General features: G+C 34.0%; 8 protein-coding genes. 4 read left to right on the forward strand and 4 right to left on the reverse strand.

The features are described 5' to 3' along the window. Nucleotides 1–89 precede the first annotated feature (89 nt). From AC3QL1_RS09495 to AC3QL1_RS09505, 3 genes are all read left to right on the forward strand, one after another. Nucleotides 90–5,192, forward strand: coding sequence for a translocation/assembly module TamB domain-containing protein (locus tag AC3QL1_RS09495; RefSeq protein ID WP_492497071.1), 5,103 nt, complete (start codon nt 90–92; stop codon nt 5,190–5,192). Continuing rightward, nucleotides 5,176–7,497, forward strand: coding sequence for a translocation and assembly module lipoprotein TamL (gene tamL, locus AC3QL1_RS09500; protein WP_492497072.1), 2,322 nt, complete (start codon nt 5,176–5,178; stop codon nt 7,495–7,497). Before AC3QL1_RS09495 ends, tamL begins: the two co-directional genes overlap by 17 nt. Before the next feature lie 234 nt (nt 7,498–7,731). Continuing rightward, nucleotides 7,732–8,361 (forward strand): DUF4230 domain-containing protein, encoded by a 630-nt coding sequence (locus AC3QL1_RS09505; RefSeq protein ID WP_492497073.1) that lies wholly within the window; start codon nt 7,732–7,734, stop codon nt 8,359–8,361. Between the two features lie 278 nt (nt 8,362–8,639). Here the strand turns inward: AC3QL1_RS09505 and AC3QL1_RS09510 are convergent, their stop codons facing one another. Both AC3QL1_RS09510 and AC3QL1_RS09515 read right to left on the reverse strand, forming a co-directional pair. Next, entirely contained in the window at nt 8,640–10,397 is a 1,758-nt protein-coding gene (locus AC3QL1_RS09510) for an aromatic amino acid hydroxylase (RefSeq protein ID WP_492497075.1), read from the reverse strand. A gap of 208 nt (nt 10,398–10,605) precedes the next feature. Further along, nucleotides 10,606–10,992: a group III truncated hemoglobin gene (locus AC3QL1_RS09515; RefSeq protein WP_492497556.1), complete on the reverse strand. Its 387-nt coding sequence runs from the start codon at nt 10,990–10,992 to the stop codon at nt 10,606–10,608. A gap of 394 nt (nt 10,993–11,386) precedes the next feature. Here AC3QL1_RS09515 and AC3QL1_RS09520 point away from each other — a divergent pair, with 394 nt between their 5' ends. Continuing rightward, nucleotides 11,387–13,525, forward strand: coding sequence for an RICIN domain-containing protein (locus AC3QL1_RS09520; protein WP_492497077.1), 2,139 nt, complete (start codon nt 11,387–11,389; stop codon nt 13,523–13,525). Between the two features lie 72 nt (nt 13,526–13,597). Here AC3QL1_RS09520 and ilvA read toward each other — a convergent pair whose 3' ends face one another. Both ilvA and AC3QL1_RS09530 read right to left on the reverse strand, forming a co-directional pair. Further along, entirely contained in the window at nt 13,598–14,842 is a 1,245-nt protein-coding gene (gene ilvA, locus AC3QL1_RS09525) for a threonine ammonia-lyase IlvA (RefSeq protein WP_492497079.1), read from the reverse strand. 347 nt (nt 14,843–15,189) lie between these two features. Next, the gene (locus AC3QL1_RS09530; RefSeq protein ID WP_492497081.1) at nt 15,190–15,726 is read right to left on the reverse strand and encodes a DUF4136 domain-containing protein; all 537 of its coding nucleotides are present in this window, start codon (nt 15,724–15,726) and stop codon (nt 15,190–15,192) included. Nucleotides 15,727–15,745: the final 19 nt, after the last annotated feature.

A 15,745-nucleotide genomic window follows, 5' to 3' on the forward strand; every position in this document is an offset into this window, starting at 1 on the left:
TTGTTAAAGCTTAAAATTAACACTTTTGTATACTGTATAAATACAGGTATATAAAAACGCAACTTTAATCTAATCGTGTTTTCTGACGTATGAATAAGAAACCAATTCATTTTCTTAAAAAAACACTACGTGTCCTTCTCTGGTGCGTAGGTTCTATAGTTGCACTATTATTACTTCTTACTATTTTAATTCAGCTCCCGTCAATCCAGAATTATGCTAAGGATAAAGCCATAACGTACCTTCAGGATAAAATAAAAACCAAAGTTTCATTAGACAAGATTTTAATCAAATTCCCCAAAGATGTAGTTCTCGAAGGTTTTTATTTTGAAGATCAAAAAAAGAAAGTTTTACTTGCAGGAAAACGTTTAGAAGTTGATGTTGATTTATTTAAATTGATTAGCAGTGAATTAGAAATCAATTCTGTTTCATTGGAAAATACAACTGCCAATATTTCAAGAAATAAAGAAGGTGTTTTTAATTTCGACTATATCATAAAAGCATTCGAATCAAAAGAACCAAAAAAGGAAGATCCGGACAGTAAACCTTTTAAGATCTCGGTTGTAAAAGTAAATCTGGATAATATCAATTTCAATTTTAAAGATGATTTTGCCAAGAATGATGTAAAGGTAAAATTGACACATTTCGACACTAAATTCAATAAATTTGAATTGGATAAAATGAATTTTGATATTCCGAATATTAATTTAAACGGATTAAAATTAATCTTAGATCAGGACGCTGTCGAAAAAATTGCGGAGGTTTCTGTTGAAACTGTCGATACAATTTCTAAAAGAAAAGACTTTAAACTTAAATTAGACAAAATCAGTTTGTCTAAAATTGATCTTGCTTACGACAATAAAGATTCCAAATTAGATTCTGGAATAAAGCTTGGAAATCTGGATTTAACGGTTAACGAAATTGACCTGAACAAACAGCTTTTAGATTTTGATTCTTTCCAGTTAAAAAACCTGAAAGGGAATTTAAGACTCGGCACAAAAGACAAACAAATTAAAGCACCAAGTTTAGATTCTACGGCGATTAAACAAACCGGCTGGAAGGTAAAACTAAATGATGTCGACATACAGGATATTGCTTTCAAATTTGATGATATGCAGTCAAAACCTGTTCAAAGAGGAATTGATTACAGCCATTTGGATCTGAGTAAATTCAATCTTAAAGCAGAAAAATTATCATACGGGAACAACAAAATTTCGGGAAATATAAAATCTCTTGCTGCCAATGAAAAAAGTGGATTGCAGATTCAGTCTCTAAAAACCAATTTCTTTTACGGACCAAAAAATGCGTCTCTAGAGAATTTATATGTTAGAACGCCGCAAACACTTTTACAGAATAAAATCAAAGTAACTTATGCTTCGCTTGACGCATTAAAAAAAGATTTCGGAAACTTAGGTTTAGATGCCAATTTATATCAGTCGAAAATTGGATTTAAGGATATTTTGCTTTTTGCGCCTGATTTATACAAAACAAATCCATTTAAAAGCAATCCAAATGCTGTTTTGTATTTGAATACACGCGTGAGCGGAAAAGTAAAAGACCTAAATATTCCACAGTTTGAAATGAGCGGAATCGGAACTACAAAAGTTGCCCTTTCGGGGAAAATTACCGGTTTGCCAAATGCTCAAAAAGCATATTATGATTTGAATATCAAAAAGTTATCAAGCACTTCAAAAGACGTTTATTCTTTTATACCGGCGGGAACAATTCCAAAAAATATTCAATTGCCTTCTCAATTTAATTTGCAGGGAAAATTTAAAGGTTCGGTTCAGAATTTCAAAACAAATCTGGCTTTAAACAGTAGTTTCGGAAATGCAAAAGTCGATGCTTTATTTGATCAGCGTATTAAAAAACAAGAGAAATACGATGCGACCGTTTATTTATTAGATTTTGATTTAGGCCGATTAATCAAAAATGACTCGATTGGAAAAATTACGCTTAAAGCGAAAGTAAAAGGCAAAGGTTTAGACCCAAAAACAGCGCAGGCAGAATTAGACGGCTTGGTTCAGAAAGCAGTTTTTAATAAATATACGTACAAGGATTTAGCTTTAAAAGGGAATATTAAAAACGGTTTTTTTAATGTAAAATCGGGAATGAAAGACCCGAATCTGAATTTTGATTTGGCCGCAAGCGGAAGTACAAAAGACAAATATCCTTCGATTCAATTAAAATTAAACCTGGATATTGCCGATCTTGAAAAGCTGAATCTTCACGCCGGACCAATGAAATTGCGAGGAAATGTCGATGCAGATATTGCAAACAGTAATCCGGATTTTTTAAACGGAAAAGTGTTTCTTTCGAACGTTCAGATTTTGCAGGCAGCAGAACCAATTGTTTTGGATTCTGTTCGTGTTATTGCTTTTTCAGACGAAAACAGAAACAATATCAAAATTTCATCTCAGTTTTTGAAAGCCGAAGTTGACGGAAAATACAAACTGACAACTTTGACAGCGGCAATAAAAAAATCATTGTCTAAGTATCTTGATTTACAAAATCCGAAAGTAAACGGAGAAGCAGACGAACAAAGACTGGCTTTTACATTAACTATAGATAACGATCCGCTGCTTTTTAAATTAGTTCCAAAATTAACTGGTTTAGAGCCAATTAAAATTACAGGAAAATACAACAATGTAACGGATTCCTTGGAAGTTAAAGGAACGATTCCGAGAATTGTCTACGCAAATAATACCATTGCAGATGGAAAAATAAATATTGAAGCCAAAGAAAATGCTTTAGAATATCAAATTTCTGTAGCTACAATTGAAAGTGGTTCCATGAAAATTCCGTTTACCAGTTTATCCGGAAATGTGCAGAATAATACTTTGACTTATGCGCTTGAAGTAAAAGACACAAAAGACAAACAACAGTATTTTATTGCCGGAAATTTAAATAGAGACGATAGTAAAAACATCTTTAAAATTGATGCGGAAAACTTTGTTCTTAACTATGACAAATGGAATATCGATCCTGAAAATGCAGTTGAATTTGGCGGAAAAAGACTTTACATCAATAAATTTTATCTGGATAATGCCGGAAATGAATTAAAAATTCAATCTCAGGGAAATGAGGATAATGCGCCATTGCAAGTCGATTTTGTAAACTTTAAAATTGAGACTATTTTAAATATGGTCAAAAAAGACAAGTTGTTGATGCAAGGTTTAATAAACGGAAATGCCGTTGTTGAAAATGTAATGGCAAGCCCGACTTTTACATCAGATATAAAAATTACGGATTTTGCCTTTAGAGCAGAACCCGTTGGTGATATTGACATAAAAGTAGATAATAAAACTAACAATATTCTGGCTGCAAATGTCAGTTTAAGCGGGCAGGATAATGATGTAAAAGTGACTGGGAATTACACTATAAAGGGTGGAAATCTTGACTTTAATGTTGACATTAATAAGCTGAATATGAAAAGTATTCAGGGCTTTACGATGGGAAATATTACCGAAGGGACAGGTTATTTATCAGGAAATTTTAAAATTACCGGAAATGCTTCTGCTCCTAAAGTGGGCGGAGAACTGAACTTTAACGATACAGGATTCAGAGTTACGCAACTGAACTCTTATTTTAAGACAGATCAGGAAAAAATCACTTTTTCAAATGACGTGATTTCGTTTGATAAATTTACTTTGATAGACGAAAATGACAATGAATTATCTGTAGACGGAACAATTCAATCTCCGGATTTTAAAACCTATAATTTTGGTTTAACCGTTGTTGCCAACGATTTTAGAGCGATTCACTCAAAAGCCGCAGACAATGATTTGTTTTACGGAGATTTATTTTTAGATACCAAATTAAACATAAAAGGAACACTTGAAAATCCTGTTATTGGCGGAAATCTTAAAATAAATAAAGAAACTAAATTCTCTGTTGTTTTGCCGCAATCAGATCCTTCAATTGCTGATAGAGAAGGAATTGTGGAGTTTGTAGATGAAGATAATTTGTATCTGAAACAAACTGCCGCGATGCAGGAAAAACTTAACCAATCTCAATTAATTGGTATGGATGTGAGCGTAGAAATAGCTATCGATAAAGAAGCTGAACTTACGCTGGTAATTGATAAAGGAAACGGAGATTACTTAAATCTAAAAGGAGAAGCACAGCTTACTGGCGGAATCGATCCTTCCGGAAAAACGACTTTAACAGGTACCTATGAATTTTCGGATGGAGCTTATGAGATGAATTTTAATATGATCCGCAGAAAATTCAATATCCAAAAAGGAAGTTCGATCACCTGGAATGGCGAGCCAACCATGGCGACTTTAAATATTACGGCAATTTATAAAGTAGAAGCTGCGCCGATTGATTTATTAGGAAATCAGTTAGGATCAGTTAGTTCGACAGTTAAAAACACATACAAACAGAAAATTCCGTTTCAGACTTTATTAAAAATGAAAGGTGAATTATTGAAACCTGAAATTAGTTTTGATATTATTTTACCAGACGGAAATTATGATGTTTCATCCGATATCGTTTCGGCTTCGCAGGCAAAACTGGAACAATTGCGACAAGAACCAGCAGAATTAAACAAACAGGTTTTTGCCCTTTTATTATTGAACAGATTTATTGGTGAAAATCCGTTTGCGAGCGAAAGCGGCGGAACAAGTGCTGAATCTTTGGCAAGACAAAGTGTGAGCAAAATTCTTTCGCAGCAATTAAACGATTTGGCCGGCGAATTAATTACAGGAGTTCAGTTAGAATTTGATTTAGAATCGACCGATGATTATACTTCCGGAAACAGAGAAAACAGAACTGATTTGAATGTTGGTGTTTCTAAAAAACTTTTGGATGACAGATTAAAAGTGACCGTAGGAAGCAGTTTTGGAGTTGAAGGCCAGGAACGCGCCAATGAAGAAAGTACCAATATCGCCGGCGACGTTGCCTTAGATTATCAGCTGACAAAAGATGGTCGATACATGGTTCGTGCCTATCGAAAAAATGAATATCAGGTTGCAGTAGAAGGACAGGTTGTAGAAACCGGAGTTGCTTTTATTATCACGATGAGTTACAATAAATTCAGAGAACTGTTTCATCGTTCTGCAGAGGAAAAAGAAATGATTAAGGAAGAAAAACTGCGTAAGGAAAAAAGAAAACAGAAAGAAAAAGAAGAAAAGGAAAAAGAAGAAAACAAAGAGGATGACCAAATTGAAGGAAATGAGCAAAAAACATAGTAATATGAAAACCAGATATATAAAATATTTTGTCCTGCTTTTATCCTTGTTTTTTGTTTTTGGATGCAGCAATACAAAATATTTACCAGAAGGCGATTTATTATACACGGGAGCATCTGTAACCGTGAAGGATTCTATAATTAAAAAGAAAGACAGAAAAGCTCTTGAAAAAGAACTGGAAGGTTTATTACGACCAAAACCAACCAAACAAATATTAGGATTGCGTCCTAAATTGTGGATTTATAATATCGCCGGAGAACCTAAAAAGGAAAAAGGAATCAGATACTGGCTTAGAAATAAAGTGGGTGAAGCGCCGGTACTTTTTAGCCAGGTTGATTTGGATTATAATTCAGCACTTTTAAGAAATTTTACAGAAAACAGAGGTTATTTTAAAACCCGCGTCAGTGCCGATTCCACTGCGAAAAATAAAAGGGTTACGGCAGAATATACCGTTACGCCCAAAAAACAATATATCATCAAAAGTGTGACTTTTCCGGATGATTCTTTGGCAATGTCCAAAATAATAGCAAGATCAAGCCGAAGAAGTTTATTAAAAGTGGGCAAACCTTATGATTTGGATGTCATCAAAGCCGAACGCGAACGTATTGATGCAAGACTTAAAGAAAAAGGATATTATTATTTTAATCCGGATTATATTTTAGCGAAGATAGACAGCAGTAAAGGTGATCACGAGGTAAAAGTGAGACTGGTAATAAAAGATGATGCTCCACCAAAAGCACTTACGGCTTATAAGATTGATAAAATTGTGGTGTACCCGAATTTTTCGATTTCAAAAGACAGTGTAAAATACACTAAAAAAGATGTCGTTCAGTATAATGATTTTACGATTATAGACACGGCAAATACCTTTAATCCGAGGGTTTTTGACAGAACCATATATTTTAAAAAAGGAGATCTTTATAACAGAAAAGATCATAATCTGACTTTAAACCGATTCGTAAATCTGGGAACTTTTAATTTTGTGAAAAACGAATTTAGACTCTCAGATAGTTTACCAAAAACATTGGATGCCTATTATTATCTAACACTTTTACCGAAAAAATTTATTCGTGTTGAGGTTTTAGGAAAAACAAATTCAGCCAGTTATACCGGAACAGAAGTAAATGTAAACTGGAATAACAGAAATTTATTTCGTGGTGCTGAATTGCTTACCGTTTCTGTTTTTGGCGGTGCCGATTTTCAGCTTTCGGGAGCAAACAACGGAAAAAACATTTATAAACTCGGAGCAGAAACAAGTTTAACCTGGCCAAGATTTATTACACCTTTTAAAAATATTCAGGGTTCGAGTGAATTCGTACCCAGAACCAAAGCGACACTTCGATACGAATTTCAAAACAGAACACAGCTTTATGCGCTAAATTCTTTCAACGCCTCTTTTGGATATTTATGGAAGGAAAATATTCGAAAAGAACATCAACTGAATGTGTTAGACGTAACGTATGTGAGTCCGAATAACGTAACAGAAGAGTATCAACAAGATATTTTGGATGATCCTGCATTGGGAAAAGTCATTGAAAAACAATTGATTTTTGGACCCACATATCAGTTTACTTACACCAATACAATGCAAAAGCGTAAAAAAAATACGTTCTATTTTAATGGAGAGTTAGATCTTGCAGGAAACGTAACAGGTTTAGTAACAGGAGCCAATGTGAAAGAAGGTAATCAGAAAAATATATTTGATGTTCCGTTTAGTCAATATGTAAAAGTTAAAGCCGATTTCAGGCATTATTTGAAATTAAGCAAGGAAAGCGAATTGGCGAGCAGAATTATTGTTGGTGCCGGAATTCCATACGGTAATTCACTTTCATTGCCAACATCAAAACAGTTTGTAGTGGGCGGAACAAATAGTATTCGTGCGTTTAGGGCAAGATCGCTTGGACCGGGAAGTTACATGAATACCGAAACAGTTAATAATTATCTGCCGGATCAATCGGGGGATTTAAAATTAGAATTTAGTACGGAATATCGAGCGAAACTTTTTAGCGTTGTTCGGGGCGCATTGTTTGTAGATGCCGGAAATATTTGGCTGATGAACGCTGATCCGAATAAACCCGGAGCTGAAATTTCTAAAGATTTTATGAAAGAAATTGCCGTTGGAGCGGGAGCTGGATTACGTTTTGATTTGTCTTTCCTGATTTTAAGAACCGATTTGGCATTTCCGTTACGAAAACCATATTTGCCTGAAGGCGACAGATGGGTAATTAAAGATATTGATTTTGGAAGCGGACCATGGAGAAAAGATAATCTAATTTTGAATATTGCGATAGGTTATCCATTTTAAAAAAGTTTTTTTTCACCACGAATTGCACGAATTAATATTTGCTAATTCAATTTCACAATCTTACTTATATATACGCAAACTATAATTAGTGAATAATTAGTGTAATTCATGGCAAACTTCAAGAATTTAATTTTTAGAATGATCTAATGCACAAATTATGAATTAGTGAAAATTAGTGCAATTCGTGGCAGACTTTAATCCGCATTTTGTAAATTGGTCTAATAAATAAACGGAATGCAAAATTTAATAAAAAGAATAATAGTTTTAGCTGGAGTTGTGCTCGTGATAGTCTTGGCTTTCAAGTATTGCGAATTCAAAAAAGGAGACGATTCTACAATCGATTATAACACCAATCTTATTCAGCAGCAAATCCTGAATGTTGGAAAATTGGTTGTCACAGAAGGCCATTTCTCAGAAGTTATTACCTATAAAAATCAGCAGAAATATTTGATGAATATGCTTTCCTTTGAGAAAAAAGCGCTTATTGTCGTAAATGCAAATGTCACGGTAGCGTATGATTTGCATAAAATGAAATACGACATCGACGAAAAAAATAAAACCATTACGATTTTAAATATTCCGAAAGAAGAAATCACAATCAATCCTGATATTCAGTTTTATGATGTTGAGCAAAGCAAACTAAATCCATTTACGGGTGATGATTACAATAAAATCAACAAATCAGTAAAAATAAATCTGCAAAAGAAAATCGATAAATCTTCTTTAAAAACAAACGCTCAAAACAGATTAATCAGTGAATTATCCAAGATTTTAATCCTGACTAATTCAATGGGATGGAAACTTCAATATGATGGCAAAACAATTGAATCTGATAAAGATTTTAATGAGGAACTAAAATTGTAAGTAGAAGGTTCAGAGGTTCATAGGGGCAAAGGTTCAAAGGTTTTTTCGCAATCTTGTCATTTCGACGGAGGAGAAATCTCCACGAGAAGCTCGACAAAGATTGATTTTCGTTGCGGAGTTACTAGGGGAGATTTCTCTTTCGTCGAAATGAAATAAAATAAGAAAAAGTCTTAACGAATTTCCTAATAGAAAAAATCTGCTCAATCTACCAAATCTGCGAGAAATAAATTCACCACATTCAAAAAAAACTTAGCGTCTTAGTGTCTTCGTGGCAAACCTCAAACAACTTCTTTATCAAAAATCAAATCCAAACCTCCGGCAATTAAATGCGCCACTTCAGGACGTTTCACCTTCAATTGATCTAAATGAACCAAGACTTCCTGTAAAAGTTGTTTCTCTTCAGAATCTTTCAAAAGTTCTGCAATTTCAACAGAAAGCAGCCAATCATTAGGATGATTATTTTTCAACTTCTCAAAAACAGGTTTTAAGTCAGATTTTGGATCTTTATTTTCTCGAATCATGCGAACTGTCTGATATAGAACTTCTAAATCATCACGTTCATCAGTATGTTTTGCTTTAATTGTAGTCGTTTTTGGAACAGAATTAATCAAATCAAAACTGTTCACATCGGCTGGACCGGAAAAAGCAGAAACCACTTTTTTACCAATTGCCATATCGTAATTTCCCCAGTCAGGCTGAAACAAAATAGTTTCGCCCTGTGTTACCGTGCAATTTCTAAAACTGATCAGGATAATTTCACCGTGCAAGTTTCTTGAACCCGTAATGATTTCGCCTTCAACAATAATGTTGCCTTCAAACTCCAGTTTTACAGTTTCATTTTCAACAATGCTATAAGCCTGTAAATCCTTCGGACTCATGTCTTCAATCGCTAAATTAAAGCCTTTCAGTTTCCCAATCGGACTACCAAAACCGTGTGGATGTGTTAAAGTTCCGTGACCCACCAATTCTTTTTCACGGTAAGATAAAGCTGTTTTTCCTGTTGTCTGAATGTAAACTGGTTTTCCTTCCTCTTCCAGAACATTGGTAAAAACTCCCGAAATCTGTAATCCTGTACTTAATTCAATTGTTCCTAAAGCATTTGAATGAATTAGTTTTTTAATTCCCGAAAGTCCTCCTGTTCTTAACGCCATTTTATTAGCAAATTCTTCCAGAATCAAACTTAAATAAGAGAAATTCGGCGTAACATAAAGTTGAGGTTGTAACTGCGTAATATCAAAATTTTGATTCGCAGCAGAAATATCATAAGGGATTTTCTTTACATTATCGGTCATGCACCAGGCACTTTCTCCAATAGAAGAAAGCAATCCGGCACCATATATTTTTGGGTTTTCCACAGTTCCAATTAAACCGTATTCAACTGTCCACCAGTGTAAATTACGAATCTGAGCCATTTCAGACAATTCGCCCATATTGTTTTGCAAATCGGCAACTGCTTTTTCGGCTTCGTCTATTTTTTCCTGTGGCGTGTCTTCGGCTTCTTTCAAAATTGAAAGTAAACGAATCGCTTCATACATTTGATAATCTTTGTGAGATGAAATGGCTTTGCATCCAATTTCACCAAAACGACGCAAATATTCTGCATATTCAGGGTTTGCAATAATAGGAGCGTGGCCGGCACCTTCGTGAATAATATCCGGTGCAGGTGTATATTCAATATGTTCTAACTGACGAATATCTGAAGCAATAACCAAAACGTTATAAGCCTGAAACTCCATAAAAGCATTTGGCGGAATAAATCCGTCAACTGCAACGGCAGCCCAGCCAATTTCGGTTAGAATTCTGTTCATTCCATACATACTTGGAATAGAATCAATTTCGATTCCGGTTTTTTTCAAACCATCCAAATAAGAGTGATGTGCAACTTTTGATAAATAATCTACATTTTTACGCATTACATAACGCCAAACTGCTTGGTTTATAGGTGTGTAATCGCTATAATCCTGAGGTTTGATGAATTGCTGTAAATGTTTTGGCAATCTTTCTAATAACGGATTTGTTTCTATAGATGCATTCATTTTCGAAAACGTTGTAGATTAAGAATGTAAAATTACGAATTTGAATGGCTTTTTCCTGCGATTAATTAAAATATTTTAGTTTAATATAATCTTCTGTTACAGTTTTCTTGAAGATCTGCAATTGTATGGGTTTTTAAAATACCAATATATTTTTGCCACGAATTCACGAATTATTTAAAAGAAAAACCTCTTGAATTTGCGACTTTTTTTATTGATTTTCTAAATTTCTAAAATATTCAATTTTGTGGTTAAACATAAAGGCCATATTCGTAGCTCTCATTTTGGCTTCTTCTGTAATTGGTCCCGAAAAAAGATTGTCGATAGAAGAATTAAAAAGTTGAATCCAGCGATCGAAATGTGTTTTATCTACCGGTAATTGTTTGTGTGGCGGAAAAGGAGTTCCCGAATAAGCACGAACATCAAACAAAATTGTTTGCCAAAAACCATACATTTTCTGCAAATGCATTGGCCAGCGATCCTGCAGTTTGTCGTTGAAAATGGGTCCAAGAAGATCATCTTTTCTAACGTTATCATAAAAAGTATCGACCATTAATTGTATGTCTTGTATGTTTGAAATGTCTTTAAGAGCTGCCATAATTTCTATATCAAAATGATTTGCAAAATTACGACATATCATGATTCATAAATTCTGATATTTATCATTTGGTGATTATTTATTTATCAAATTGAGTTTATGAAATTATCTTTAAACAAGGAAACAAAAGTTTTCTTATTCGGTTTTTAGCATTTTATGATTATTTCGATTTTAAAAGTAAGATTTTTATTCTTTTTTACTAACTTAAAACACTGTATTTTAATTAATTATAAAAAATGCAGATAAGTTTTTGTAAGGTTCAAATTTTAAAATGATGTGTATTTGTAATGTAAGAAAAATATCATTTTAATTAAATTTAGTATAATATTGAAGTGAATTAATAAAATTAATCTTAAAAAACGAGAAAAATTTAATTATCTAAAACCTCAAAACTATGAACAAAATTACCCAAAAACCACAAAATCAAATGAAATTGATAATGCTGTTTTGCTTTATCGTGATTTCCTTAATTAAAACAAATGCACAAACTGTTACGCCGTGGATCACAGCCGGCGATCAGACGAAATTATTGCAGCAACAATCGACTGTTAGTTTCGGAACAAATTCAGGATCAAATCCTTCCACAGTTACCGTGAATCCGTCTACAACCTATCAAACTATGGATGGTTTTGGATACACACTTACAGAAGGAAGCTGCGAAGTTATTAGCGGAATGGCAGCGACACAGCAAAATCAATTACTGAATGATTTGTATAATCCAACTACAGGATTAAACGCGAGTGTTGTTCGTATTAGTATAGGAGCTTCAGATTTAAGCAGTTCTTCTTATAGTTACAACGAAACTTCGGGCGATGTTAATATGAATAATTTTAGTCTTAACGGACCGGACTTGACATATTTGATTCCGATTATTAAAAAGATTCAGTTAATTAATCCGAACATAAAAATATTAGCAACTCCGTGGTCAGCGCCACGCTGGATGAAAACCAATAATTCCTGGGTTGGCGGAAGTTTGCAAACACAATATTATGCAGCTTATGCCCGATATTTTGTAAAATACTTTACAGCAATGCAGGCGCAGGGAATTTCAATTTGGGGAATCACGCCTCAAAATGAACCCGAAAATCCAAATAATGAACCAAGTATGCTGATGAATTCTACCGAGCAGAAAAATTTCATTAATCAACAGCTTGGCCCTCAAATGGCTGCGGCAGGTTATGGAAATATAAAAATCATAGCTTTTGATCATAACTGTGATAATACGGCTTATCCTATTGATGTTTTAAATAACAGCAGTTATGTTGATGGCGCGGCGTTTCATTTGTATTTAGGAAATATTTCTGCCATGTCAACAGTTCGAAATGCAACAAATAAAAATGTTTATTTTACAGAACAATATACCGGATCAGGCGGAAGTTTTAGCGGAGATTTTGGCTGGCACATGCAAAATGTCGTTATTGGAAGTACAAATAACTGGGCAAAAACAGTTCTGGAATGGAACGCAGCAAACAATTCAGGTTTAGGACCGCGTACTCCTGGCGGATGTAACACTTGCTTAGGAGCAATTACGGTTAACAATAGTACAAGTTATACCAAAAATGTGGCGTATTATATTATTGGTCAAATTTCAAAATTTGTAAAACCGGGCGCTGTACGAATTAGTTCGTCAAGTACAAATGGAAGTATTGTTTCTGCCGGATTTAAAAATCCTGATGGTTCTGTTTCACTGGTAGTCTATAATTCAGGCGGATCAAATACGATTAAAGTCGTTTCAGGATCATCTGCGTTTAATTATACAGTTCCGGCTTCATCAGCAGTTACATTTAATTGGGGAGCGGGAACGCCTCCAGTTACAGGATTTCCAGGTTATTACAATATTATTTCAAGAAATAGTAATAAAGGTTTGGATGTTGCAGATAATTCAACCGTAAGCGGAGGAAGAATTCAGCAATATGATATCACAAACGGAGGAGGAAATAATCAGCGCTGGAAATTTGTTTCTGACGGAAGCGGTAATTATTACATCATCGTAAAATCTACAGGAATGTATCTTGCAGTTGAAAACAATGGAACTGCAGACGGATTAAAAGTGCAGCAAAAAACGTTCTCAGCTTCTAACGAATTTAAATGGACGGTTACGAGTCTTGGCGGAGGTTACTATAAAATCATTAATGTGAATAGTGGAAAATCATTGGATGTTGAAAATGTTTCTACGGCAAACGGCGCTAATATTCAGGTTTGGAGTTATACAGGAGGCTTAAACCAGCAATGGCAATTGGTTCAGGTTGAATCTACAGCTAAAAAAGTGGCCGTTGAAGAAGTTGATTCTTCATCTGATCTTACTATTTATGTAAATTCTACAAATGATTATTTAAAAATAAATACACCAAATTCAGGTTCCGGTCAGGTTGAAATTTATTCGGCTACGGGACAAAATCTTTTAAAAAGAACGGTTGATTTTGCAAACGGAAATGAAGCAGAAGTTGAAATTTCAAAATTGCCAAAAGGACTTTATATTGTAAAAGTTACGGATAGTAAAGGTTCTTATTTCAAAAAAGTTATAAAACAATAATTTCCGAATTCAATTAGTAATTTTATATTGAGTGCAAAGGCTGTCTGATATTATTTCAGGCAGCCTTTTGTTTTATCCAATTAACTGCGTAAACAATTCCTGATTGTCATTTAAATAGTGAAATTCGAATCCGTTTTTAGTCATATTCAGTTTAATATTCATAATGTCTTTTTTATTTTTCAATTCTAAACCAACAACTACAGAACCTACTTCGCGATTGTTTTTTTTATGAAATTGAAAATATGTAATGTCATCATCAGGTCCTAAAATATTATTGACAAATTCTTTTAAAGCGCCGGGACGCTGCGGAAACTGAATCAGAAAATAATGCATTAAACCTTCATATAACAAAGAACGTTCTTTTATTTCGGCTGTTCTTTCAATATCATTATTGCTTCCGCTAACCACGCAAACTACATTTTTGCCTTTTATTTTATCTTTATAAAAATCTAAAGCTGCAATTGTCAAAGCGCCCGCAGGTTCTACAACCATAGCTTCTTCGTTATACAAACGTAAAATTGTCGTGCAGACTTTTCCTTCGGGAACCAGAATAATGTCTTCTAAATTATTTCGGCAAATATCAAAAGTTAAATCTCCAACTTGTTTTACAGCCGCGCCGTCAACAAATTTGTCGATTGTTTTTAAGGTCGTATTTTTATTTTCTGCAATGGAAGTTTTCATTGAAGGAGCGCCTTTTGGTTCGACACCAATAATTTTTGTATTTGGACTTAAATGTCTAAAAACTTCAGACAAACCGGATGCTAGTCCGCCGCCGCCGATGGGTACAAAAACATAATCAATTGGTTCTTTATAGCTTTCCAGAATTTCTAATCCCACAGTTCCCTGACCCGCAATAACTTTAGCATCATCAAAAGGATGAATAAACGTTTTATGATTTTTAATGGCATCTGCAGTTGCCGAAGCATAAGCATCATCAAAAGTATCGCCCGTAAGTACGATTTCTACAAACGATTTCCCAAACAACTGAACTTGTTTTACTTTTTGTTTCGGAGTAGTTTTTGGCATATAGATTTTGCCTTTTATCTGCAATAAATGACAGGAATAAGCGACACCCTGCGCATGATTTCCTGCGCTTGCACAAACAATTCCGGTTGCTTTTTCTTTTTCACTTAACGAAGAAATTTTATTATAAGCGCCTCTAATTTTATACGACCGGACAATTTGTAAATCTTCTCTTTTTAATAAAATAGTAGCTTTAAATTCTTCTGAAAGGTTTAAATTTTGAGTCAGTGGAGTAGCGGCAACTACATTTTCGAGTTGTCTTTTTGCGGCGAGTACTTCGTTAAATAAATCCATAATGGTTTGTTTTTTTGCCACGAATTACACGAATTAGCACTAATTTTTATTCTTTGATGTAAAAAAACAATTCGTGTTAATTCGTGTAATTCGTGGCTATTTAGAATAAAAAAACCTCCCGGTTTGGGAGGTTTCATAAATTGTATTTGTTTACTTATTTATATAACACCTCGCCATCATTGCTCAATTGCAATAATGCTAATAATAGCGATAATAATGTTACTAAAGTTTGTCATTTTTTGTTGTCTGAATAACAAATGTATTAATTATTTTGCGAAGTATTCATCAGGTTTATTTAGTTTTTTTTTAAAACTGAAAACTGAGACTGAAAACTGCGACTAAAAAACTTATTTCTTAACCGGCGGATACTGAGCTAAAACTTTGCTTACAATTTCCTGCACTCTTGCATCTTTTTTGTCAACGTTTTTGGTTAAAGTTCCAACACCTTCGCCTTGCCAGATCATTTCTTTCTTTTTAGCATCGATTAAATCGATGAATAAAGTTCCTTCTGTTGAAGTTGAAACTGTTGTCTGGTTTCCGTACATCATGTAAGGATTCCATCCCCAACCCCAACCGTAGCCCCATCCGGCACTAAATTGGTTGACATTTACTTGTTCTCTTGATTTAGTAAAAATGTTTACTAATAAATCAGGATTTTCGCTTTTGGTAAAACCTTTTGCCTGTAATTCAGTATCTATGGCGTGAAGAATTCTTCTTTTATCCAAATCAGAAATTTCAACCTTGTCAATTCCCGGCTTAAAAAAAGCATAGGTTTTATAAGGTGCAAAATCTACGTTTTTGTCGTAATCAGAATAAACACTAACGGTGCTGCAGGAGGCTAATATTAAAAGCAAAAAAACGGGTACTAATTTGAATGTTTTCATATAATTAAATTTAATGTTC

It is taken from the genome of Flavobacterium sp. GW823-FHT04A11, assembly GCF_058796535.1.

Coding starts and splice junctions, on each gene's coding strand:
- AC3QL1_RS09495 (WP_492497071.1), top strand. CDS start 90: ATGAATAAGAAACCAATTCATTTTCTTAAAAAAACACTACGTGTCCTT.
- tamL (WP_492497072.1), top strand. CDS start 5,176: ATGAGCAAAAAACATAGTAATATGAAAACCAGATATATAAAATATTTT.
- AC3QL1_RS09505 (WP_492497073.1), top strand. CDS start 7,732: ATGCAAAATTTAATAAAAAGAATAATAGTTTTAGCTGGAGTTGTGCTC.
- AC3QL1_RS09510 (WP_492497075.1), bottom strand. CDS start 10,397: ATGAATGCATCTATAGAAACAAATCCGTTATTAGAAAGATTGCCAAAA.
- AC3QL1_RS09515 (WP_492497556.1), bottom strand. CDS start 10,992: ATGGCAGCTCTTAAAGACATTTCAAACATACAAGACATACAATTAATG.
- AC3QL1_RS09520 (WP_492497077.1), top strand. CDS start 11,387: ATGAACAAAATTACCCAAAAACCACAAAATCAAATGAAATTGATAATG.
- ilvA (WP_492497079.1), bottom strand. CDS start 14,842: ATGGATTTATTTAACGAAGTACTCGCCGCAAAAAGACAACTCGAAAAT.
- AC3QL1_RS09530 (WP_492497081.1), bottom strand. CDS start 15,726: ATGAAAACATTCAAATTAGTACCCGTTTTTTTGCTTTTAATATTAGCC.